The sequence below is a fragment of the Arthrobacter sp. TJ-170 genome (genome assembly GCF_058269305.1).
The window spans coordinates 298,005-320,182 of sequence record NZ_JBZCNL010000003.1; the positions used below are offsets into that span (position 1 = coordinate 298,005).

16 protein-coding genes and 2 tRNA genes are annotated in these 22,178 nt (G+C 64.1%); 6 read left to right on the forward strand and 12 right to left on the reverse strand.

Annotated elements, in window-relative coordinates:
* Positions 1-42: 42 nt before the first annotated feature.
* The 6 genes from AC4D1W_RS08410 to AC4D1W_RS08435 all read right to left on the reverse strand — a co-directional run bounded on the left by AC4D1W_RS08410 (position 43) and on the right by AC4D1W_RS08435 (position 8,342).
* The gene (locus AC4D1W_RS08410; RefSeq protein ID WP_490898445.1) at positions 43-837 is read right to left on the reverse strand and encodes an Fpg/Nei family DNA glycosylase; all 795 of its coding nucleotides are present in this window, start codon (positions 835-837) and stop codon (positions 43-45) included.
* Positions 830-5,500: an ATP-dependent helicase gene (locus AC4D1W_RS08415; protein ID WP_490898446.1), complete on the reverse strand. Its 4,671-nt coding sequence runs from the start codon at positions 5,498-5,500 to the stop codon at positions 830-832. The genes AC4D1W_RS08410 and AC4D1W_RS08415 overlap by 8 nt, the downstream gene beginning before the upstream one ends.
* Positions 5,501-5,584: 84 nt before the next feature.
* Positions 5,585-6,277: a DUF4232 domain-containing protein gene (locus tag AC4D1W_RS08420; protein WP_490898447.1), complete on the reverse strand. Its 693-nt coding sequence runs from the start codon at positions 6,275-6,277 to the stop codon at positions 5,585-5,587.
* A gap of 83 nt (positions 6,278-6,360) precedes the next feature.
* Entirely contained in the window at positions 6,361-7,089 is a 729-nt protein-coding gene (locus AC4D1W_RS08425; protein ID WP_490898448.1) for a YcnI family copper-binding membrane protein, read from the reverse strand.
* A gap of 81 nt (positions 7,090-7,170) precedes the next feature.
* Positions 7,171-7,770, reverse strand: a complete 600-nt coding sequence (locus AC4D1W_RS08430) for a hypothetical protein (protein ID WP_490898449.1) — start codon at positions 7,768-7,770, stop codon at positions 7,171-7,173.
* A gap of 104 nt (positions 7,771-7,874) precedes the next feature.
* On the reverse strand, positions 7,875-8,342 hold the full coding sequence (locus AC4D1W_RS08435; protein ID WP_490898450.1) for a 23S rRNA (pseudouridine(1915)-N(3))-methyltransferase RlmH: 468 nt from the start codon (positions 8,340-8,342) through the stop codon (positions 7,875-7,877).
* 212 nt (positions 8,343-8,554) lie between these two features.
* Here AC4D1W_RS08435 and ectB point away from each other — a divergent pair, with 212 nt between their 5' ends.
* From ectB to AC4D1W_RS08450, 3 genes are all read left to right on the forward strand, one after another.
* On the forward strand, positions 8,555-9,826 hold the full coding sequence (gene ectB / locus AC4D1W_RS08440; protein ID WP_490898451.1) for a diaminobutyrate--2-oxoglutarate transaminase: 1,272 nt from the start codon (positions 8,555-8,557) through the stop codon (positions 9,824-9,826).
* Positions 9,823-11,244 carry an aspartate kinase gene (locus AC4D1W_RS08445; protein WP_490892576.1) on the forward strand — a complete coding sequence of 474 codons (1,422 nt, stop codon included), beginning with the start codon at positions 9,823-9,825 and terminating at the stop codon, positions 11,242-11,244. Before ectB ends, AC4D1W_RS08445 begins: the two co-directional genes overlap by 4 nt.
* A gap of 133 nt (positions 11,245-11,377) precedes the next feature.
* The gene (locus AC4D1W_RS08450) at positions 11,378-15,334 is read left to right on the forward strand and encodes a Pls/PosA family non-ribosomal peptide synthetase (protein ID WP_490898452.1); all 3,957 of its coding nucleotides are present in this window, start codon (positions 11,378-11,380) and stop codon (positions 15,332-15,334) included.
* A 73-nt stretch (positions 15,335-15,407) separates the two neighbouring features.
* Here the strand turns inward: AC4D1W_RS08450 and AC4D1W_RS08455 are convergent.
* The 4 genes from AC4D1W_RS08455 to tadA form a co-directional block, all read right to left on the reverse strand.
* Positions 15,408-15,497 (reverse strand) — tRNA-Ser (locus tag AC4D1W_RS08455).
* Between the two features lie 50 nt (positions 15,498-15,547).
* Positions 15,548-17,014, reverse strand: a complete 1,467-nt coding sequence (locus AC4D1W_RS08460; protein WP_490898453.1) for an SDR family NAD(P)-dependent oxidoreductase — start codon at positions 17,012-17,014, stop codon at positions 15,548-15,550.
* The gene (locus tag AC4D1W_RS08465) at positions 17,004-17,507 is read right to left on the reverse strand and encodes a DUF1440 domain-containing protein (protein ID WP_490898454.1); all 504 of its coding nucleotides are present in this window, start codon (positions 17,505-17,507) and stop codon (positions 17,004-17,006) included. Before AC4D1W_RS08465 ends, AC4D1W_RS08460 begins: the two co-directional genes overlap by 11 nt.
* A gap of 96 nt (positions 17,508-17,603) precedes the next feature.
* A complete protein-coding gene (gene tadA / locus AC4D1W_RS08470) occupies positions 17,604-18,083 on the reverse strand; it encodes a tRNA adenosine(34) deaminase TadA (RefSeq protein WP_490898455.1) in 480 nt (159 codons plus the stop codon).
* A 22-nt stretch (positions 18,084-18,105) separates the two neighbouring features.
* Between tadA and upp the strand changes: the two genes are divergently transcribed.
* The 3 genes from upp to AC4D1W_RS08485 all read left to right on the forward strand — a co-directional run bounded on the left by upp (position 18,106) and on the right by AC4D1W_RS08485 (position 20,588).
* A complete protein-coding gene (gene upp, locus AC4D1W_RS08475) occupies positions 18,106-18,741 on the forward strand; it encodes a uracil phosphoribosyltransferase (RefSeq protein ID WP_490892581.1) in 636 nt (211 codons plus the stop codon).
* Positions 18,742-19,189: 448 nt separating this feature from the next.
* The gene (locus tag AC4D1W_RS08480) at positions 19,190-20,032 is read left to right on the forward strand and encodes a winged helix-turn-helix domain-containing protein (RefSeq protein ID WP_490898456.1); all 843 of its coding nucleotides are present in this window, start codon (positions 19,190-19,192) and stop codon (positions 20,030-20,032) included.
* Between the two features lie 31 nt (positions 20,033-20,063).
* The gene (locus tag AC4D1W_RS08485; protein WP_490898457.1) at positions 20,064-20,588 is read left to right on the forward strand and encodes a SixA phosphatase family protein; all 525 of its coding nucleotides are present in this window, start codon (positions 20,064-20,066) and stop codon (positions 20,586-20,588) included.
* Here AC4D1W_RS08485 and AC4D1W_RS08490 read toward each other — a convergent pair.
* Together AC4D1W_RS08490 and AC4D1W_RS08495 are read right to left on the reverse strand one after the other, a co-directional pair.
* Positions 20,585-21,997: a dihydrolipoyl dehydrogenase family protein gene (locus AC4D1W_RS08490; RefSeq protein WP_490898458.1), complete on the reverse strand. Its 1,413-nt coding sequence runs from the start codon at positions 21,995-21,997 to the stop codon at positions 20,585-20,587. The genes AC4D1W_RS08485 and AC4D1W_RS08490 overlap by 4 nt on opposite strands.
* 103 nt (positions 21,998-22,100) lie before the next feature.
* Positions 22,101-22,176, reverse strand: a tRNA-Arg gene (locus tag AC4D1W_RS08495).
* Positions 22,177-22,178: the final 2 nt, after the last annotated feature.

A 22,178-nucleotide genomic window follows, 5' to 3' on the forward strand; every position in this document is an offset into this window, starting at 1 on the left:
GGGCGGTACGGACGGTTGGACGGGTGCGGGCGGGCTTCAGGATCACGCGGAAACGCGTGCGGGCTGGCAGTGCGGGCAGTGGTAAAGCACCCGCTGCTCGAGTTCGTTGTCGCCGAGCTCGCTGCGGACCACCCGCGCTCCACACCGGAGACAACCCCGGTCGCTTCTTCCGTACACCCACAGCGGGTCACGCAGCATCGAACCGGTAGTGACCCGGTTGGACCGCTCCTTGTTCACGTCAAGCAGCCGGTGCGCGAGCTCCACCATGCGGGGAAGGTTCTTCACCTCACCCACCGGGGTGAGCGGATGCTCACCAGCCAGGAAACACAGCTCGCACCGGTAAACATTACCAATGCCTGCGAGGTTCCGCTGATCAAGCAGTGCCAGGCCGATTGGTCGATCCGGGTCAGCGCGCAATCGACGCAGCGCTTCTTCAGGGTCCCAGTCAGGTCCGAGTAGATCGGGTCCCAGGTACCCGACGGCGTCGTTCTCCTGATCCTGCGGAATCACACGGAGGAAGCCGAGCTCATAGCCCACAACCGTGGACGTTTCGGTTTCCAGGATGCAGCGTGCCTTGAAGGCCGGGCGCCGCCACTTTCCACCCTTGGCATAGACGTGCCAGAGGCCCTCCATCTTCAGGTGCGAGTGGATGCTCCACTCGTCCTCTACACGGATGAGGAGGTGCTTGCCGCGAGCGACGACGTCGCGCACCGTACGCCCGGTGAAGTTCACCGTGGCAAAGCGCGGTACCCGGATGTCGCAGCGGGTGAGCTCCTTGCCGTGCAGTGCCCCGTTGAGGTCGCGCGCGGCGCGCCAGACGGTATCTCCCTCAGGCACGGATCCTCAATCCACGCGGCGTGCTGTAGAAGCCGGCGTCGGCAAGCGCCCGGCCGGCCGCGGAATCGAGCGCCGACTCACCGTTGATCTTCTCGACGGCCATCTTGTCCGCCGCCCCCTGGCGGATTACGGCCACCAGCGCAGTTGCCGCAGCTGTCATCGAATCTGTTTCCCCGGTGTAGGTCAGCATCGTTTTTCCGCCGCGTTCAACGTACAGCGCGAGCTGCCCGTCGACGAGCACCACCAGGGCACCTGCTTTTCGCCCGGGCCGGTGCCCGCCGTCGTGCTGGGGCCAGCCCAGGGCCGCGCCGAAGGGATTCGCCGGGTCCGTGGCGGCGAGCGCGACGGCGGTGGGCTTCTTCGCGACGGCGGCGTCCGGACGGGCGTCAGCGCTGAACGAGCGGAGACGGTCGACGGTGGCCGGCACCGCGAACTGGGCGGCGCCGAGGTGCTCGATGAAGTATCCTCGGCGGCAGCGCCCCATTTCCTCCAGCCGGGACAGCATCTTGTACATGAGCCCAAACCCGCCGGGGATGCCTTCGCCGGCAACGGAGCCGCGGGTAAGGACGCCGTAACGGTCCATGAGTAGCTCCGCGGTGGCATGCGCCTGGATGGTGGTATCAGCCTCGACCGCGGGAAGCAGCGACCACCGGCCGGCCACCTGGGGAGGAGTGCTGCGCTGGTAGCCGGAGCCGCCGTCGTTCCCTGCCGACATCCCGGACGCGCGCGGGTTGCTGCCGGTCAGCGACGGCGCCCTGCCGAGCCTTCCCATCCGCGCCGTCCGTGCCCGCGGTGTGGGGGCGCGCTGCTTGTGGGCCGTTTTCCCGCCGGCGAGCAGGGACCGCACGGGGGTGAACGTATCGTTGCCGATTCGGCCGGCCCAGACCAGGTCCCACAGTGCGGCAGTCACCGCTGGGTCGCCGGGTTGATCGCCGTTGGCAAGTCCCTGAACGAGCTGACGGAAGAAGTACGCGCCACCGCCGGCGAGCAGTTCCAGGAGTTCCTGCTGCAGGGCCGTGGGCTCGAACTCGGGATCAGGCCGCAGGGTCAGCGGTGCGTTCTCGGCGAGGTGGAGCGAGATCCAACCGTCGTTGCCCGGCAGCGATCCCGCGCCGGACCACACAACCTCGCCGGTCGCGGCAAGCTCATCGAGCATCGCGGGACTGTAGTTCGACACCCGTGAGCGCAGGATCAGCGGCTCCCAGGCCGACGCCGGAATAGGCACCCCGGACAGTTGGTCGATGACCGTGGCCACGCCGTCGAGCCCGCGAAGCCCCGAACCGACGTGCTGCCACGCGGGCAGGAACCGCCCATACGCTGCCGGGTCCACCGGCTCCACCTCGTGCCGCAGCGCAGCGAGCGAACGACGCCGGAGCCGCCGGAGAACCTCGGAGTCGCACCATTCGCTCGACGCAGCCTCGTGCCCGGGGGCGGACTCGGTGGGCCGGAACTCGCCTTCCACCACGCGCCCGTCAGCGGACAATCGCTGCAGGGCAGTGACGACGACGGCGACGCCCAGTCCCAGCCGGGCAGCGGCTTCGGCTGCGGTGAAGGGGCCATGGGTGCGGGCGTAGCGGCCTACGAGGTCACCCAGCGGGTCCGGGACGGGTTCAATGAAGGCCAGGGGAACGCCCATGGGCAGCGGCACTCCGAGTGCATCGCGCAGCCGGGCGGCATCTTCCACCGCGGCGATGCGTTCGGCGCCGGCGACGTTGACCCGCAGCGCCCGGTTGGCTCTGACGAGCGCGTCAATGTGGGTGGCGGCTTCTTCGGGCTCTTCGGACCGTTCGGCGATCTCGGCGGTCGTGAGCGGTCCGAGGAGACGCAGCAGATCGGCGACGCCTTCGAGCCCTCGCGTCTTCCTGTCTGGAGCGAGGCGTTGCAGTTCCTTTTCGGTGTCGGTGATTACGCCGGCGTCGAGCAGTTCCCGCAGTTCCGCGCGCCCGAGCAGCTCGTTAAGGAGCGTGGGGTCGAGGGAGAGCGCGGCGGCGCGGCGCTCCGCCAGCGGGGAATCACCTTCGTAAAGGAAGGATGCGACGTAGCCGAACAGCATGGTGCGCGCGAACGGAGAGGGTTGTGCCGTGGTGGTCTCGACGATCCGCAGTTCACGGCGGTCGATCTGCCCGGCGATGTCCTTCAGCGCGGGAAGATCGTAGACGTCCTGCAGGCACTCGCGGACCGTCTCAAGGATGATCGGGAAGGTAGGGAACTTGCGCGCCACATCCAACAGCTGGGCGGAGCGTTGCCGCTGCTGCCAGAGCGGGCTGCGCCTGGACGGGTTCTGGCGCGGCAGCAGCAGCGCGCGCGCCGCGCACTCGCGGAACCGGGAAGCGAAGAGCGCCGAGCCGCCCACCTGCGCGGTGACGATGCCGTCCAGTTCCTCTGCATCGAACAGGAACAGATCCGCTCCGGGCGGCTCGTCTTCCATCAGGGGCACCCGCAGCACGATGCCGTCGTCGGAGGCCATGGCGGAGCCGTCCATCCCGTACCGCTGCTCCAGCCGGGCGCCGACGGCGAGCGCCCACGGTGCGTGCACCGGCATGCCGAACGGGCTGTGGAGGACAACCCGCCAGTCTCCGAGCTCGTCGTGGAAGCGCTCGACTACCAGCGTGCGGTCGCTCGGCACGACTTCCGTGGACTGCTGCTGTTCCCGGAGGTAGGCCAGGAGGTTGCCGGCCGCCCACTCGTCCAGGCCGCTCGCGCGGCACCGGGCGACGGCGTCGTCATCCGACGCACTGGAAAGCTCCCGGACGAATTTCCCGAGTGCCCGGCCGAGATCCACCGGACGGCCGAGCGAATCACCTTTCCAGAACGGAAGCTTGCCGGGCTGCCCGAAGGCGGGGGAGACCAGCACCCGGTCGTGGGTGATGTCCTCGATACGCCAGCTGGTTGCCCCCAGAGCAAAGACGTCCCCCACCCGGGACTCGTAGACCATCTCCTCGTCGAGCTCGCCAACCCGCCGGCCGCCGCGGTTCGAACCCGCATCTTCCGATCCGACGAGGTAGACGCCGAACAGTCCGCGGTCGGGGATGGTGCCGCCGGAGGTGACAGCCAGGCGTTGGGCGCCCGGCCTTCCCGTGATGGTCCCTTCAACCCGGTCCCAGATGATGCGGGGCCTCAGTTCAGCGAACTCGTCCGACGGATACCGGCCGGCGAGGAGGTCGAGGGTAGCTTCGAAGGCGGAGCGAGGCAGGGTCGCGAAGGGCGCCGACTTACGGACGACGTCGAACCATTCCTCGACGTCAATGGTGCCCAGGGCGGCGGCTGCAACGGTCTGCTGGGCGAGGATGTCCAGCGGGTTGGTGGGAATGTAAAGGGGCTCGATCCGCCCCGCCAGCATCCGCTCGACAGTGACTGCGGTGTTCACGAGGTCTCCGCGGTGCTTCGGGAAGAGCACGCCTTCGGAAATTTCACCCACCTGGTGCCCCGCACGGCCCACGCGCTGAAGCCCGCTGGCCACCGAGTGCGGGGATTCGACCTGGATCACGAGGTCCACGGCGCCCATGTCGATGCCCAGCTCCAACGACGACGTCGCCACCACGCAGCGAAGGCGGCCGGACTTCAGGTCATCCTCGATGAGCGCGCGTTGGTCCTTTGACACGGAACCGTGGTGCGCCCTCGCGAGCAGCGGCTCCGCGCCGTCGGTTTGACCGGCCTGGGCCATCAACTCGGCCGGGGTGCGCTTCGGCTCCGCTTTTTCGGTCGGAGGCGCGTCACTCGGCGGATCCCAGAACGTGGCCGCTTCGAGGCGCTCGGCGTGGATCTCGTTCAGGCGGGCGGTCAGTCGTTCAGCCAGCCGCCGGGAGTTGGCGAAGACGATCGTGGACCGCTTGGTCTCGATCAGGTCGACGATCTTTTCCTCCACATGAGGCCAGATGCTCGGCGAGGGGCTGGGGCCGCCGTCGTCGTCATTGGTGGGGGCGCCGCCGAGTTCCGTCATGTCCTCCACAGGGACGGTGACCGTCAGGTCCCACGACTTCTTCGAGGGCGGGGACACGATTTCCACGGGCGCATCGCCGGCGAGGAAACGGGCGACCGTCTCCTTCGGTTCAACCGTCGCCGACAGGCCGATGCGCTGCACGGGCCTGTCGAGCATTGCATCAAGACGCGCGAGGGAAAGGGCGAGGTGCGCGCCGCGCTTTGTGCCGGCGACGGCGTGGACCTCATCGACGATGACCGTGTCCAGGTTCATCAGGGTTTCCCTCGCCCGGGACGTGAGCATGAGGAAGAGCGATTCAGGTGTGGTGATCAGGATGTCCGGCGGACGCGTCAGCAGGGCGCGCCGCTCGGCCTGCGGAGTGTCGCCGGAGCGCACGCCCACCGTGACGGACGGTGCCGGCAGCTCGAGCCTCTTGGCGGTCTGCGTGATGCCGATGAGCGGAGCGCGCAGGTTCCGCTCCACGTCGACGCCGAGTGCTTTCAGCGGCGAGATGTACAGGACACGGGTTGACCGTTTGCCCTCGACCGGCCGTGCAATGAAGCTGTCCAGCGCCCAGAGGAACGCGGCGAGGGTTTTGCCTGAGCCCGTTGGTGCGACAACGAGTGCGTGAGAACCGGCAGATACGGCGTTCCACGCGCCCTCCTGGGCGGGGGTGGGTGCGGAGAAAGCGCCCTCGAACCACTGGCGGGTGGCGGGCGTGAATTTCTCAAGCACCGATGTCATCGATTCATCATCTCCTACCCCTCCGACATTCTGTCAGGTGGGTGAGGAGCGCGGCGGTGAGGAGTGCGGCGGTGCGGTGCGCCGCTAGGGTGCCAACGGCTTGGTGGGGGCCACCGTCATCAGCACGATGTCCTCGGAGGCGCACGCGGTGCCTGCCTGGTCGACGATCAGCGCAGCGGTGTCATTCGGCGGGTACACGAGCAGCCCCACGGTCTCCGTCAGCCGGCACTCCGCTCCGTAGTTTTCGGCGTTGGTCTGCTTCACGGGTGCTATAGCGGACTCGCCCGGTGCCAGAGTCACCTCAGTGGACTCACCCGGATCCCGGTCGGCGGGCGCGCCCACCTGGTTGCCCGCAGCGTCGACGTAGGAAACCCCGGGGTAGCCGGTGATCTCGCACTCCTCGTCGGCCAGGTTGGTGAAGATGATCTGCCGGTAGACGCTTCCCGCTGCTCCGCCGCCCATTTCCGTTTCGAGGACAGCGCTGAGCATGTCGGCGGTGCACACGCTCTCCGCGGGCGCCGCCGTCGGGCTGGATGTCTCCGACGGGGCCGGCTCACTGCTCTCAGGGGGTTCCGCCGATGCCTCGGCCGATGCTGATTCGGATTCGGTGGGTTCGGGCGTCGGCTCGGCTTCCGCTGTCGTCGGCTCGACACTGGCCGACGATGCCGGCGGTGTCCCCTCCTCGGCCGGATCGCTGGGAGCGCACCCGGTAAGGGCGAGCGTTCCAACGGCGACGGAGGCAGCGAGCAGGCGGGCAGCGTATGCGCGGGGAGTCATAGGACCACCCTTATGGGCAAGGATCCCTGCGTCAATCAGCCTCGACGGCGCGGGGGCTGATTGACGCAGGGATCGTTATTTTCCTACGCCCTGGCCTTGCGCGTGCGCAGGAGGGCCGCGACGCCGGCGATCAGGCCAAGAAGGCCTGCCCCCAGTCCCACGTAGCCGGCTGCCGCTGCGCCCGATGTGTCACTGCTGGCGGACGCGCTCTCCAGACCGGTGGCCTCAGCGGCGGTTCCGGGTTCGGTAACCTCGTCCTCTGCATGACCGTGCTCGTCCGCCCCGGTCAGCGTGATGGTCGGTGCGGGAGCATCGAGGCTGTGCGGGTCCTCGCCCTCGGCGGGAACCTCCGCCCAATCGGTTTCGCCCTTCTCGCAGGTCTGGAGGACGGGGAACGCGATGGTTTCGCCCTCGCTCTCCGGAAGCTGAACGGAGATGTCGAATTGCTGCAGGTAGCCGTCCTCCACAGGAGTGTCGGCCGTGTACACGATCTGTCCGATGCGCTCGGTGACACTGCTGCCGTTGTCCAGGGTCAGTGGCTCATCGAGTGTTTCCGTGACCTTTTCCACTGTCCAGCCGGGCACGATCTCCGGCTTTGCGTCCACCAGTGGTTCCGGCAGCGAAATGGTGAGCTTGTTGGTCGCTGATCCGTCGCAACCGTGGGAAAATCCAACGGTGAGCAGGGCGTACGCCCCGGCTGCCGTTGTATTGGGAGTAATGGTGACGTGGGCGGCGGCGCCCGCGGCGCCGAGGCCCATCAGGCCCGTCGTTGCTGCAGCGGCGATCAGGGTACGGCGAAGTGAACTCTTCATGGTGTTACCTCTCAAGGTGCTGCCCAGGGGACAGCTGAAGTGTGGAAGTGACGCAACCGGGAGCAGAAGCGTCTGTGGTGATCAGTGAGAGGTACGCAGGGGCGGGCCGCGCAGCGGTCTGGTGCGCAGCAGCGGCTCGAGGTAGTTGCGGGCGGGAGCCTCGGGAAGAAGCGGCAGGTTGGCCAGCGGCGGATAGATGACAGGCTGCGGCAGCGCGACGAGAGGCTGCATCCACTGCGCAGCCAGTTCCAGCGCCGCTTCCCCGTGATACAGCATCAATGCGGTGACGACGACGGCGGCAGCATGGGCCCCCAGCATCAGCGGACTGTCAAACATCGAAAAGGCGTGCGCATGCTCCAGTCCGCCCGTCGGCGCGCAGTGCACCTGCTGCGGACCAAAGTGGCTGCGCGGGGCAGGGACGCACGCCGCCGTCGTCGTAAGCGTTGTGAACGCTTCATGCAGGAGCACCTGGCCGGCACCCAGGATGCCAAGGACGGAGGGGAGCGGGAGTTTTCCCCGCGAAAGGATGGTGACAGCAAGCAGCGTGGTGACGGCCAGCGTGCTGAGGATCAGGGGGCTGGGAAGCGCCGCCCCACCGGCGAGGTGTGCGCCTGCGGCGAGGAAGAAGACGACGACGGCGGTCGCTGCGGCGCGCATCATGCGCAGGTGTGTGCCGGCCATCAGTTCCCCCTCCCGGGACTTCCTACCTCTTTCTACTTCACGTAGAAGTGGTGTTGCAGTCCTACTCTATTCGCTGCCGCCGACGGTTTGGCTCGGTCGTATGCCTACTCGTGATGGTAGGGGCGGCGCCCCGCGATTTCCTGGGACCGGTAGAGCTGTTCGGCCAGAATGAGCCGGACCAGTTGGTGCGGGAAGACAAGGGGCGAGAGGGACCAGACAAAGTCTGCTCGCTGATGCACTTCAGTGTTGACGCCGTAGGCGCCTCCAATGATCAGCGTGATGTTGCGGGAGCTGTCGAGAGGTTGTTGAAGCCGGGCAGCGAGCGTCGGAGAGTCGACGGCCTTGCCACGCTCATCGAGGAGGATGACATAGTCAGTGGCGCCCTTCCCCCTGAGCCGTTCGAGGAGGCGTGTCGATTCCTCATCCCGTGCGGCGTCGCCCTCGCGAGCGGAATGAGGGATGAGCTGCCAGGTGAGGTCGAAGGGCTTTTTGAGCCGCTTCTCGTAACGGGCGATGCCCTCAGCCACCCAGGACTCATGTTTCCGGCCGACAGCCAGCGCGCGTAATGCCATAGGACAACGCTAGCGCCGGCGCGGGGTGCCCGAATCGAAGCTTTTCCCAAGGTCCGGCGCGCAGAATTAAAGCACCACTCTCAGTACAAGTGTGAACGTGCACCCTCGAACAGCAGGTCCATCGCCTGTTGCCGCATACCGGCTCTCCGGAGCCTACATATCGCTCATCAACCGCGACTTTGAGGTTGTTTGACGAACCAAGGGGACCCGAGATGGACATATTCGAAAGCCTGGAATCAAACGTTCGTTCCTATTGCCGGAGCTGGGACACTGTCTTCTCCCATGGGGAGGGAAGCCATTTACGCACCGAGGACGGGGGCGAGTATGTGGATTTCTTCTCCGGGGCTGGAGCCCTGAACTACGGCCACAATAATCCTGCTCTGCTCGCGCCGCTCATTCAGTACCTGCAGTCCGGCGCGATTGTGCACTCACTCGATATGAAGACTCCTGCCAAGCGGAGGTTCCTGGAAGTCTTCCGAGACCTCATACTCACTCCGCGCAGGCTGGACTACAAGGTGATGTTCACGGGCCCGACGGGCACCAACGCCGTGGAAGCCGCCCTGAAACTTGCGCGCAAGAACACAGGCAGGCACCACGTCCTCAGCTTCACCAACGCATTTCATGGGATGACGCTCGGCTCCCTGTCCGTAACCGGTAACTCCATGAAGCGTGGGGGCGCCGGCATCCCGTTGAACAACACCTCGAGCATCCCGTATGACGGGTATCTTCCCGACCAGGCGGACGACCTCATCTGGTTGCGCCGGGCCCTGGAGGACAGTGGTTCGGGCGTGGACAAGCCGGCTGCCGTCATCGTCGAGACCGTCCAGGGCGAGGGCGGACTAAGAGCAGCACGAGCAACGTGGCTCAAGAGCCTGTCGGAACTATGCCACGCGCACGGTGTCCTGTTAATCGTCGACGACGTGCAGGCTGGTTGCGGACGAACCGGGTCCTTCTTCAGCTTCGAACCTGCCGGCATCACCCCCGACATCGTCTGTCTATCGAAAAGCATCTCCGGCTTCGGGCTCCCCATGGCGCTGACATTATTCAGGCCGGAGCTGGACATCTGGCACCCGGGAGAGCACAACGGAACCTTCCGCGGCCACAACCCAGCCTTTGTCACCGGAGCAGCGGCGCTCGAAGAATATTGGGCCGACGGAAGACTTCAGGAGGAGATAGCCACTCGTACAGGAGAACTGCATGAGCGGCTCGGGGGCATCGCGGCCCGCACCGAGGGGGCAAAGGTCCGCGGGCGCGGAATGGTCGCCGGTATCTTCTACCCAGACCCGGAAACGGCGCGGAAGGTTTCCGCCGAGGCCTTCAACGCGGGTCTGCTCGTGGAAACCTCCGGTCCGCAGAATGAAGTTGTCAAGGTAATGCCGCCATTGACCATCACTGCCGAGGACCTCTCGCGCGGACTGGATATCCTCGCGGAAGCGGCAATGTCGGTGACCGGTGACTCGATTGCCAAAGCTGATCTCCGATGACTACGGACATCGATCTGTCGGCTCCGATCAGCACGCCGGACGATCCCGGGGAGCCTCTCTGTCCTCCGTACGTGGGGCCGTCAAGGTATCTCCCTCCGCACGGCAGCCTGATCGTGCAGAAGTTCGGTGGTTCGTCAGTTAAGGATGCCGCCTGCATCCTCAACGCAGCTCAGCGGCTTGCAGGCGCGCACCTGGCTGGCTACAAGGTGGTGGGCGTCGTTTCCGCAATGGGCGACACCACGGATGAGTTGCTGGAACTGGCTCATAGTGTGTCTCAACATCCGCAGCAGCGGCATCTGGATGCGCTGCTTACTACGGGTGAGCTTGTCCCGATGACACTGCTGGCCATTGCTCTTGCTGACCTGGGGGTTAAGGCGCGCACCTTCACGGGGGAACAGGCCGGCCTGATCACGGACCATGTCTATGGACATGCGCACATCGTTGACGTCAAACCGCACCGCGTCCGAGCCTGCGTTGAACAGGGAGGGATCGCCATCGTGGCGGGCTTTCAGGGGCGCATCCGCAAGAAGAAGAGGAAGCTCACCACCCTCGGAAGGGGAGGATCGGACCTGACTGCTGTTGCGCTCGCCGCGGCACTGGAAGCAAGCCTCTGTGAGATCTACACCGACGTCGACGGCGTCCACACGGCTGATCCGCGGATTGTGCCGACTGCCCGCAAGATCGACGTTCTCTCCAGCGAGGAGATGCTCGAATTCGCAGCCTCGGGCGCCAAAATCCTGCACCTAAGGTGTGTTGAGTACGCTCGCCGGTTCGATGTTCCCATTCACGTGCGGTCATCGTTCACGCAAGCCGCCGGCACTCTCGTCCTACCCTGCCTCGACGGCCACCGCGACACGTCCGCAAGGGAACGGCCCGTCATTTCCACCGTAACAAGCAACAATTCGGCTGCCACCGTGACGCTTACGGAGGTGCCGGCCAAGCCTGACGTTACCGCGCGGATTTTTGAGGACCTGGCTAAATCGGGGCTGGTCGTCAATACGATCACTCAATCTCTCCATACGGCGAACCACTCCAGCTCGGACGTTGTGTTCATAATTCCGGGCGCCGACGTGCCCGCAGCGCTCGCGACGCTCACCGCGATGAAGGCAACGGTCGGTTTCCGGCGCGTGCTGATTCAGGATCATATGGGCGAGATCACGGTTTCCGGGCTCGGGCTGCGTTCCTCCTCGGACGTGCTTTATGCGTTTCTGAGAGTTCTCTCAGATGCCGGCATCCCGGTCCAGCTCGTGGAGACATCGGAGCTGTCTCTCTCAGCAGTTATCCCGGCCGATCGGCTTGAGGACGCGGTGAGCAAGGTTGAAGCGGCATTCGGGCTCGGGAAGGCGCACGCACAATTGTCTGCGGCATACGGGCAGGTTGCCCAGACAGGAGAGACACGTGGGCTCAAGCACCCCTGAACCGACAACACGGCGCCAGCCGACGATCCACGGTCAACAGTCCGCGATTGACCGGTGGAGGACAGGCTCCAAACGACGCCCGGTCCTGCCACCCCTTCCACCAAGTCCGGACGGACAAGCCGGGCATGCGCGGTTGGATACTCTCTTCGAAGCCCGATGCGACCAGATCACCAGGACACTGGGCGAATCACACCTGGCAGTCGACGCCGGCGAGATGACCCTGACATACGGAGACCTCGACCGGGCCGCCAACAGGCTCGGGCGGTACCTACTCGCGCATGGAGTTGCCCCCGGGTCCCGAGTAGCGCTGATGTTCGACGCTCCATGGCGCACCTACGCGGCAATGCTTGCAATCCTCAAAGTCCACGCCACCTATGTTCCGCTCGACCCGGGTTTCCCTCCTGACCGGCTGAAGTACATCATCGATGACGCTGGTGTGACGATGACCCTGACGTTGTCCCACCTCGCTGAGTTGCTACCGCAGGACAGCCCGCTCGTTTGCCTGGACCTGGAAGACTCGCAGATCGAGGAACAAGAACCCTCGCGTCTGACCGGGAATCACTCGGTGGGCGACCTAGATGATCTGGCATACATCATCTATACGTCTGGATCAACGGGCCGTCCCAAAGGCGTCGAGATTCAACACGCGAGCATCTGCAACTTCGTGCAGGTCGCTTCCAACGTCTATGGCCTGCAGAATGATGATCGCGTCTACCAGGGGATGACTATCGCCTTCGATTTCTCCGTCGAGGAAATCTGGGTGCCGTGGATGGTGGGGGCCACACTGGTGCCCAAGCCGCAAGGGGCGAGCCTCCTAGGGGTCGACCTGGCGGCATTCATCCGTGAGAATTCCATCACCGCGGTGTGCTGTGTGCCAACCCTGCTGGCCACAATCGACGAGGATCTGCCCAATCTAAGGTTCCTGCTCGTTTCGGGCGAGGCCTGCCCACGTGACCTCATAGTGCGCTGGCACAAACCAGGCAGGCGCTTCCTCAACGTGTATGGACCCACGGAAGCCACGGTGACCGCCACCTTGGCTATTGCGGATCCGGACAGGCCCGTAACTCTTGGCAAACCCCTGCCTACCTATTCCGCTGTGATCCTTGAGCCCGAGAGTCCGCAGGAGGTCCCGCAAGGCCAGATCGGAGAGATTGCACTGGCAGGGATCGGACTTGCCCGTGGCTATGTCAACAGGGCAGATCTCACCGAGCGGGCCTTCATCCCGGACTTCCTCAGCCTGAGCGACAACCCGTCAGGACGCATCTATCGCACCGGTGATCTGGGCAGGATCAATGACGAGGGCCAGATCGAATATCTCGGTCGGATCGATACCCAGGTCAAGGTTCGGGGCTATCGCATCGAACTTTCTGAGATCGAATCGGTTCTGCTGCAGTTCCCGGGCATCGCGCAAGCGGTCGTCAGCACCTACGAACCCGAGCCGGGCTACGTGGAGCTCGCAGCCCACTACAGTCTGCGTCGTGACACACCGACGGTGGATGAAGCGGATCTGCGGGAGTTTCTGCGGGAGCGCCTTCCGGGGTATATGGTCCCGGCATACGTGGACCGGCTTGACGTAATCCCGATGCTGCCAAGCGGCAAAGCGGACCGGAAGAGCCTTCCGGTGCCTAAGGGAGAGCGCACCGTAACGGGAAAAAACAACTATGTGGCGCCTGCAACTGACATGGAGAAGGCCCTCGCCGAATCGCTCGCCGAGGTTCTTCATGTCGAGAAGGTGTCCGTTGATGACCATTTCTTCAACGACCTCGGTGCCAACTCCCTTCTGTTGGCACACTTCTGCGCGCGCCTGCGCCGCAATGCGTTGTTGCCCCCTGTGTCCATGCGCGAGATTTACCTGAACCCGACGATCACCGCTTTAGCCGACACGATGGGCGACGAGCCGGCGGAGTCTGCAGACGGTTCGCCCTACGATGACACCCCGGTGGCCACAGCGACCACCGCCCAGTACGTCATCTGCGGGATCGTGCAGGCGCTCTGTTTTGTGGGGGTCACCTTCGCAGCATCTTTCATCCTGCTCAGGGGGTACCTATATGCGTCCGCCGGTGAAACGCCTATTGATGTGCTGGTGCGCTCTACGGTCTACAGCATCGGGATTCTCATTGTCCTGTCTCTCCTGCCCATCGCCACGAAATGGCTCTTGGTGGGACGGTGGACCGTCCAGGAGATCCCCGTCTGGTCACTGCGCTACCTTCGGTTCTGGGTCGTCAAGACCCTGATCCGGGCCAACCCCATGGTGATGTTCATCGGCACACCCGTCTACGTCGTCTACCTGCGGGCACTAGGTGCGAAAGTCGGGCGGAACGTCGCAATCTTCGCCGGCTCCGTGCCGGCATGCCCCGATCTTCTGAGTATCGGTGAAGGAACAGTCATCAGGAAGGACTCGGCTTTCGCCTGCTACCGCGCTTACCGCGGGAAAATTCAAACTGGTCCGGTGACCATAGGGGCAAACGCCGTCGTTGGGGAAGCGTCAATCCTGGATATCGGGTCGTCCGTCGGAGACTCGGCGCAACTCGGGCACGCATCTTCCCTCCATGCTTCCCAGGCGATCCCGCCGGGCGAATCCTGGTGCGGTTCCCCGGCCCGCCCAGGCGGCAGCGACTTCCGGCTCGTGAACCCGGTGCGCTGCAGCACCAGGCGGCGGGTTACATACAGTATTTTCACGGTGATCAACCGTGTGCTGCTCATCGGTCCGATCGGGCTCGGCGCCATATCGTTGTTGCTGCCGGCATACCTGGACACCGGCCACCTGAACCACTCAAACTCGCTCTTCTATCTGGAAGCCCTCGGCATATCCTTCATCCTCTTCTTCGGGGCCGTCATCACCGGACTTGTCGTCGTGTCCACGCTTCCGCGCCTGCTCAACCTCGCACTGAAACCGGGCAAGGTGTATCCCCTGTACAGCTTGCCGTACGTTCTGCACGGCATGATCGCGGGATTGACGAATCTTCGCTTCTACATGGAGCTCACTGGAGACAGTTCCCTCATAGTGCATTACCTGCGGCTGATCGGGTACAAGCAACCCGACCTGGTTCAGACAGGCTCGAACTTCGGGGTTGCCCTCAAACACGAGAATCCCTTCACCGTCACCATCGGCAGCGGCACGATGGTCGCCGACGGACTCTCGATCATGAATGCGGACTTTTCGAGCAGCTCTTTCAGGGTCTCTCCGACGACGATCGCGGCACGCAGCTTCTTCGGCAACAACATCGTCTATCCCCCTGGCGCAAGTACCGGCGAAAACTGCCTGCTCGCGACAAAGGTCATGGTGCCTATCGACGGCCCGGAGAAACAAGGTATCGGATTGCTCGGCTCCCCGCCTTTCGAGATTCCCCGCTCGGTGCAGCGCGACAGCGAGTTCAAAAGGATCGAACCGGCGCAGTTCAAAACCCGGCTCGGCGCCAAGAACCGCCACAATGGCGTGACCATCGCGATCTTCCTGATGACCCGGTGGATCCTCACGTATGTAACGCTGCTGGTGGGCTCTTTCGCCGTCGCGTTACACAACATCTTCGACGTCCTGGTCGTAACAGCGGCCTTCATCGGGCTGCTCATATTCACCACTGTGTATTTTATTTTCATCGAGCGGGCATCACTGTTGTTCCGACGTCTGGAACCGCTGTTCTGCTCCATCTATGACCAGCGCTTTTGGCGTCATGAACGATTCTGGAAGCTCAGCGCCATCACCTATCTTGATCTGTTCAACGGGACACCGTTCAAGAACCTCATCTGGAAGCTCCTTGGAGTGCGCGTTGGTAAACGACTGTTCGACGACGGGTGCTCCATCCCCGAGAAGACAATCGTCTCGATTGGCGATGACTGCACCCTGAACACGCTGAGTACGCTCCAATGCCACTCAATGGAAGACGGCGCCTTCAAAGTCGAAGGCATCGATATCGGTGATGGGTGCACAATCGGGGTGAACGCCTTTGTCCATTACGGGGTGACACTGAAAGATTCTGCAGTACTTGAGGCGGACACCTTCCTGATGAAAGGCCAGACAGTTCCCGCGGGGACGGTGTACGGCGGGAATCCGGGGCACGAGCTACGCGTTCAGGCAGCGACCAACGCTTAAACAATGGGTTCCCCTCCTCGCTCAACGAGAAGGGGAACCCGTTACTGCAGTTCAGCGGATGAAAATCCGCGCGTGGCGGTGACGGTGGGATTTGAACCCACGTTGGCTTTTACACCAAACAACATTTCGAGTGTTGCACCTTCGGCCGCTCGGACACGTCACCAACGGTGCCACTTTACCGGCTGAGGTGCTCCACTCCCAAAATGAGCGGAACTACAGGTCTACGACGTCGTTCCTGCGCGGATCGGGGCGATCGCCCGAGACCATGCCCTTGGCGATCTTGATAGCGGCGACCACTCGGGGAGTGTCCAGAGACCAGTACTCGGCCGTGTCGCCGTCGACCTTGATGAGGGCAATTGACGGGTCATTCTTTCCGTCAAACCAGGGCTTCACGGATGCGCTCCACAGCTCATCGATCTTGGCACGGTCCTTTGTCAGCGTGGCCGTGCCGGCGATCGAGACATATCCCTTGCCGCTGCTGATGGACACGTTCACCTGAGGGTTGGCTCGGATCTCGTCCGCCTTCGGGGAGGGGTCGTCCGTGAAGAACCACAGGTCGCCGTCGAAGTCGGCGTCCTGCACCGCAAGCGGTCGGCTGACGAGCTGACCGTGAGCGTTTACCGTCGTCAGGATGGCGATGTCCGCATCCTTCACGATCTTGACCAGTTCCTTCATGCCGTCCTGCTGCGAGTTCATTGCTGCTCCTTCGTGATGAGTTGTGTGATGAGTTGGCGGCTGATTCGTTGAGGAGGAGTGATCTTTCGGTTTCGGCGGAGCGCTTCGATGGAGGCGTCCCAGCCTGCCCCACCCGCCGGTGACGGAGTTTGCCCCACGGGCAGGTGTGAACACCGTTCCCGGGTGCGGAGCTACGCGGCCACGGCGAAGGGCAACGAGGTTCATCACTGGGCCTACGCACAGGTCATACAACCGCGGAAGCAGGGCGTGCACGGGTATGAGGGTTCGCTGCACTGCTCCCACAATGGTGACTGCCCGCGGAGTTTTGACACTGCGAAGAATCGCCTGCGCCACCCGCTCGGGATGGACCACCGGCGGCAGGGGGTGGACGTGATGCCCGGTGTAGTTCGCGGCGTGCTGATAAACGGGCGTATCGATTGTGGCGGGGAGCACCAGGCAGACGTGGATGCCGCGGGCCTTGCGCAATTCCTGACGGAGCACGCGGACAAAGCCGTGCAGCCCAAACTTGCCCGCTACATATGCGGATACGTACGGAGAGGTGATTCTCGAATAGACGGATCCGATGAAGATCAGGGTTCCGGTGCCCTGTTGCCGCATCTGCGGGAGCGCCTGCCTGGCAGTGTTGGCAGCGCCTACAAGGTTGGTGTCGATGACGTTCCTGAACACCTCCGACGGAGTGGCCTCGAAAGTTCCATAGGCGAACACCGAGGCGTTCACCACGCAGACATCGATTCGGCCGAATTCATCAACGGCGGCCTGCATCAGCGCCGCCACCTGAGCTTCGTCACCGACGTCCGTCGGGAGGCAGATCACGCGGGCCCCGCGCTCACGGCACTCGTTCCCTACTTCCTGCAGGTTGTCGTTCCCGCGCGCAGCGAGAACCAGGTGGGCGCCCTCTTTCGCGAAACCCCGCGCAGTGGCCCGGCCAATCCCGCTGCTGGCGCCGGTGATGACGACGACGGCGCCACTGAGGTCAGCGGACACGGTCGAAAACGCGCAGAAGGCTGTCGGTCACCACGCCTTGCGCAACATGGGACACGAGGCCCCGCGCGTGTGCCTGCCAAGGGTATTTGTTTGGCCCCGATGCCAGTCCGAGACTCGGCGCCAGAATTTCATCCATTAGCACGAACAGGCCCAATCCGTAGAGGGATCCATTGCCCGCACGCAGCGCCGGGACCCCATGGCGGGCTACACAGTAGAGCGCGGCGGGAAGCACTCCGAGAGCGTAGTGCACCAGCATGCCTGGAGCGCTGGGCTGCTGGGTGGGCAGGTTGGCGCCGGTGAGCTGAGCGATTTTCCTCACCGCTGCATGTGCCACGTCCCTGTTGCCGATCCGTGCGAGGTGCTCGCGGTTGAGCGCCGTCGAATTCTCACGGTTGTACATGAACCAGCCGAGCTTATCCATCACCCATACGCCGGCAGCCCCAGCCACCGCTCCGCGCATCATTTCACCGGACGTGTTTTTCTGTCGCTTCACTTCGAGCCTCCGCGGGTTGATAAGCAGGCTTATCACTCCAGTATGTTGGCCACGAGGATGGAAGGGAAGCTTCCAGGATGGCAGCCGCTACCGCCGTCAGCGTCTGCGAACAGCGAAGAACTCCTTCAACAGGGCAGCACACTCGTCCTCAAGGACGCCGGGAAACACCTCAGTCCAGTGGTTCAGGCGGCGTTCACGCAGAACGTCGAAGACCGACCCGGCTGCGCCGGCCTTCTCATCCAATGCCCCGAAGACAACCCGGGGGATCCGCGCGAGAACGCTGGCTCCCGCACACATCGAGCACGGCTCCAAAGTCACCACGAGCGTGCAGCCTTCCAGCCGCCATGCCCCGAGGGCAGCGGCTGCCCGGCGAATCGCGAGTACCTCGGCGTGGGCGGTGGGATCACCGGTCGCCTCGCGTTCGTTCCAGCCGGTGGCCAGTACCGTGCGGTCCGGACCAACGACGACGGCGCCAATCGGCACATCCGCCGTCTCACCTGTGCGCCGGGCCGCCTGCAGAGCCAACTCCATCCACGCGGCGTGATCCCGCTGTGCGGGGGCAGAATGGGCGGGCATGTGCCAATGATACTTTTGAGCAATGCGCGTTCTGGTTGTCGACCATCCCCTGGTGTCCCACAAACTGACGGTCCTGAGGGACAAGAACACTTCGTCACCGGTTTTCCGGCTGCTTACGGAGGAGCTGGTGACCCTGCTCGCCTATGAGGCAACCCGGGATGTGCGTGTTGAACCGGTGCAGATCGAGACACCGGTGACTACCGCCGTCGGAACCGGTCTGGTCAAACCTACGCCGCTCGTGGTTCCTATTCTGCGCGCCGGACTGGGCATGCTCGAGGGGATGACGCGCCTGGTGCCCACCGCGGAAGTGGGCTTCCTTGGTATGGCCCGCAACGAGGAAACCCTCGAAGCTATCACCTACGCCGAGCGGCTGCCGGATGACCTGACCGGCCGTCAGGTGTTCGTTCTTGACCCGATGCTTGCCACGGGAGGCACCCTCCGTGAAGCAATCAAGTTCCTGTTCCGTCGCGGCGCAGCCGATGTAACCTGCATCTGCCTTCTTGCTGCGCCCGAGGGCCTGGAGGCCCTCAAGCAGGAACTGGAGGGCGCCAACGTCACCATAGTTCTGGCATCGATTGACGAGAAGCTGAACGAGAACGCCTACATCGTCCCCGGCCTGGGGGATGCGGGGGACCGCCTGTACGGCGTCGTGGGCTAGGCCACCCCTGTCCACCATTCGGGCAACGGGGTGAGACCCTGCAGTGCAACCGGTTCACTTCTTGGACCATTTGTTTCCTGCGTGAGGAAGGGAACCCGATTCGTCCACGAATGTGGGGTGTCGGCGCGCCGCCGTTGACGAATTCTCTACTTCAGCCGCAGTCCAGAATGCGGACGCTTTACCATTGTTACTTGTGCGTAGCGGATTGTTACGTGCAATAATTCGGATTGTGAACACCAACTCAGCAGCATCTGCAGCCGCAGCATATTCCTCGGGCATCATGTCCGCGCAGGGATCGCGCTGTTGTCGAATGTGCGCGTAACCGCTTACCCCACACTGTTACGCATTTTCTAGCCCAACGGCGGGCTCCACAGAAGCTCCATCTCGACCGGGCACACCCCTGCATTCGAGCCGTGATGACGGCGATTCACCATGAGGTTGTTTAGACATGACCCTTTCTTCCGGATACGTCCACATTTCCCTCCGCAACGCCCAGAACCGGGCCAGCGCTCAACGGCAGGCCTACGGTCAGCGCCCAGGTCTTCCGGCCTACAGTCAGCCGGCTGCTGCCGCATATGCTCCGGCTTACGGACAGCTGCAGCCCGTACCATCATCTGCTGACAATGCGCAGCCCATCACCGCACCTCTCCCGGTGGTCACTCCCAACGGGATTCCCGGACCGCAGCCGGTTACCGGTGACACAACCGCACGCGGCTTCGTGCTCTACGTTGCGCTGGATGAGGATACCGCCGCTGAGCATGACACCACGCTGAGCAAGCTTGCGCAGGACGTGAGGGCATATGTCCGCACCCTTGTCCCCGGCGCACAGAGCCACGCCGCTGTCGCCCTCGCTCCGGCAGACGCTGTCGGCACTGATATCGACGTTGTCCGGCAGGCGCTGGGAGACCCGACGGTGAATCGCCGTCCACGCACCGACCAGCAGCCCACGCCGCCGCCGGCCCCACGCCCCACCGGCGTACTGATCGACCTTTCGCGGCGCGAAGTGCACCTGGACGGGGACATCCTGAACCTGACGTTCAAGGAATTCGAACTCCTCAACTACCTGGTCGAGAATGCGTCGCGGACTGTTGGGCGCGAGGAACTCCTCTGCGGACTGTGGCGCAATGCCGACGAGGTGCCGAATGAGCGCACCATCGATGTGCATATCCGCCGCCTGCGCTCGAAGCTCGGTCGGCTGGCCAACACCGTACGCACAGTTCGGGGACAGGGTTACCGCTTCTACGAGCACCCCGAGGTTGTTGTCTGGGCCGCTCCGGAGTACTCGATCTAATCTGCCGCTTCGCACGAAGTAGGGTGAGGGGATGTCCTCGCACCATCTGAAGCGCCTGATGCTCATGCGCCATGCCAAGTCTGACTGGCATGGCGATGTGGGCGACCATGAGCGTCCCCTGAGTGCCCGCGGGCATCGGGATGCGCCCCTGATCGGGCGCTGGATGGTGGATAACGACGCCCTTCCTGACCTCATCATCACGTCAACGGCACTGCGCGCGCGCCAGACCTGCATCTGGATATGCCAGGAACTGGGGGAGAAGGCACCGACACCCAGGCTCGAGCCGAAACTCTATGCGGCGAGCGCTACCGAAATGCTGGCCGTCATCAACCACGTACCGGAAACGGCGACAAGCGTCCTGGTTATTGCGCACCTGCCCGGCATCCAGAACCTCGCCATGCGGCTCGCGTCAGTCGACTCGGACGAGGACTCCGTCGTCGACCTTGCCACCCACTACCCGACGGCGGGACTCACCGTCCTTGACCATGCCGGCCACTGGGCGGAGCTGGACGGTCGTGATGCCGACGTGACCGATTTCGTAGTCCGCCGCGCCTAAAGCCCGTACTTCTCCAGCAGGCGCAGCCACACCTCACTGATCGTCGGATAGGCGGGCACCGCGTGCCAGAGGCGGTCCAGCGGCACCTCCCCGGTGATTGCGATGGTCGCAGCATGCAGCAGCTCGGCGACGTCGGAGCCGGCGAAGGTCATGCCCACCAGTACGTTCCGGTCCTCGTCGACGACCATCTGCGCCCAGCCCTCATACCCGTCGGCGTGGAGCGAGGATCCGGCGACCGCAAGATCCAGCGACGTCTCGCTGACGTTCAGCCCGTCCGTCCTCGCAGCCTCAAGGGTTCTGCCGACCATGGCTATTTCCGGATCGGTGAAGACGACCTGGGGAACTGCGTACGCGTCCGCGGTTGCTGCGAAGGGGCTCCATGGTTCCGGCTCTCGCTTGAGTAAGCCGTTGGCCCGCGCGACGATGGCGTCGCCGGTCATCCGCGCCTCGTACTTCCCCTGATGGGTGAGGAGAACCTTCCCGGCGGCGTCGCCGACAGCGTAAAGCCACGGATGACTCCTGACCTGCCCGGAATCGTCCGTATCGATCCCCTTGGGCTCCAGCCCGAATTGCTCGATGCCCAGATCTGCCAGTGCCGGATGGCGGCCCGTGGAAACCAGCAGCTTCTCCGACTCCACAACGGCACCGCCCGCCAGGCTCACCCGGAACCGGGCAGCATCGTAGGCAACGGAGTCGGTGTCGGTGTGCAGATGGAGGGTGACGCCGTCGCGCTCCAGTCCCTGCTGCACCAGGCGTGCTGCAGGTTCCGGATAATTACCGAGCAGCCCGCTCCGCGCCACCAGGGTGACCGTTGAACCGAGCCGGGCGTACGCCTGCGCCAGCTCGGTTCCCGCGACGCCGCCTCCCAATACGGTGAGGCTCTCCGGAATCTCCTTGGCGGACGTGGCTTCACGTGTGCCCCAGTAGTTCAGGCCGTCAAGCCCGTCGATGGGTGGGATGAACTGGGTGGATCCGGTCGCGAGCACGACGGCGTGGCGGGCAACCAGGGTGGTGGCGCCGTCGTCGGTGGTTACCTCGACCTGACGCTCGCCGGTCAGGCGCGCACGTCCGCGGATCAGCGTGATGCCGGTGTTGTTGACCCAGTCGGCCTGCGATGAATCGTCCCAGTGGGACGTGAACTCGTTGCGTCGGGAGAGCACTTGTTGTGCGTCCAGCGTGCCGGTGACGGCCTCGCGTGAGCCGGCCACAGCACGTGCAGCCTGCAGGGCGGATCCGGGCCGCAGCAGTGCCTTGGACGGCATGCACGCCCAGTAGGAACACTCTCCGCCCACCAGTTCGGCCTCCACGAGCACGGCGGAGAGCCCACCCCGGACTATGCGGGCGGCAGCGTTTTCGCCGACCGCGCCTGCTCCAATAACGACGACGTCGGTGGTTCGCTCAGCGCTCATGGTCCTGAGCTTTCCACCCGACCCGCGGCTGGGCAAGCAGTTGGCTTGAGTCTGTTCAGGAAGGTTAACGCAGAACCGCCCCGGTTGCCCGGGGCGGTTGGTCTGGTGCGCGCGAAGGGATTCGAACCCCCAACCTTCTGATCCGTAGTCAGATGCTCTATCCGTTGAGCTACGCACGCAA

Excerpts from the sequence above, each read along its gene's own strand:
- AC4D1W_RS08415 (WP_490898446.1), bottom strand. The coding sequence starts at position 5,500 with ATGACATCGGTGCTTGAGAAATTCACGCCCGCCACCCGCCAGTGGTTC.
- AC4D1W_RS08420 (WP_490898447.1), bottom strand. The coding sequence starts at position 6,277 with ATGACTCCCCGCGCATACGCTGCCCGCCTGCTCGCTGCCTCCGTCGCC.
- AC4D1W_RS08425 (WP_490898448.1), bottom strand. The coding sequence starts at position 7,089 with ATGAAGAGTTCACTTCGCCGTACCCTGATCGCCGCTGCAGCAACGACG.
- AC4D1W_RS08430 (WP_490898449.1), bottom strand. The coding sequence starts at position 7,770 with ATGGCCGGCACACACCTGCGCATGATGCGCGCCGCAGCGACCGCCGTC.
- AC4D1W_RS08435 (WP_490898450.1), bottom strand. The coding sequence starts at position 8,342 with ATGGCATTACGCGCGCTGGCTGTCGGCCGGAAACATGAGTCCTGGGTG.
- ectB (WP_490898451.1), top strand. The coding sequence starts at position 8,555 with ATGGACATATTCGAAAGCCTGGAATCAAACGTTCGTTCCTATTGCCGG.
- AC4D1W_RS08445 (WP_490892576.1), top strand. The coding sequence starts at position 9,823 with ATGACTACGGACATCGATCTGTCGGCTCCGATCAGCACGCCGGACGAT.
- tadA (WP_490898455.1), bottom strand. The coding sequence starts at position 18,083 with ATGCCCGCCCATTCTGCCCCCGCACAGCGGGATCACGCCGCGTGGATG.
- upp (WP_490892581.1), top strand. The coding sequence starts at position 18,106 with ATGCGCGTTCTGGTTGTCGACCATCCCCTGGTGTCCCACAAACTGACG.
- AC4D1W_RS08480 (WP_490898456.1), top strand. The coding sequence starts at position 19,190 with ATGACCCTTTCTTCCGGATACGTCCACATTTCCCTCCGCAACGCCCAG.
- AC4D1W_RS08485 (WP_490898457.1), top strand. The coding sequence starts at position 20,064 with ATGTCCTCGCACCATCTGAAGCGCCTGATGCTCATGCGCCATGCCAAG.
- AC4D1W_RS08490 (WP_490898458.1), bottom strand. The coding sequence starts at position 21,997 with ATGAGCGCTGAGCGAACCACCGACGTCGTCGTTATTGGAGCAGGCGCG.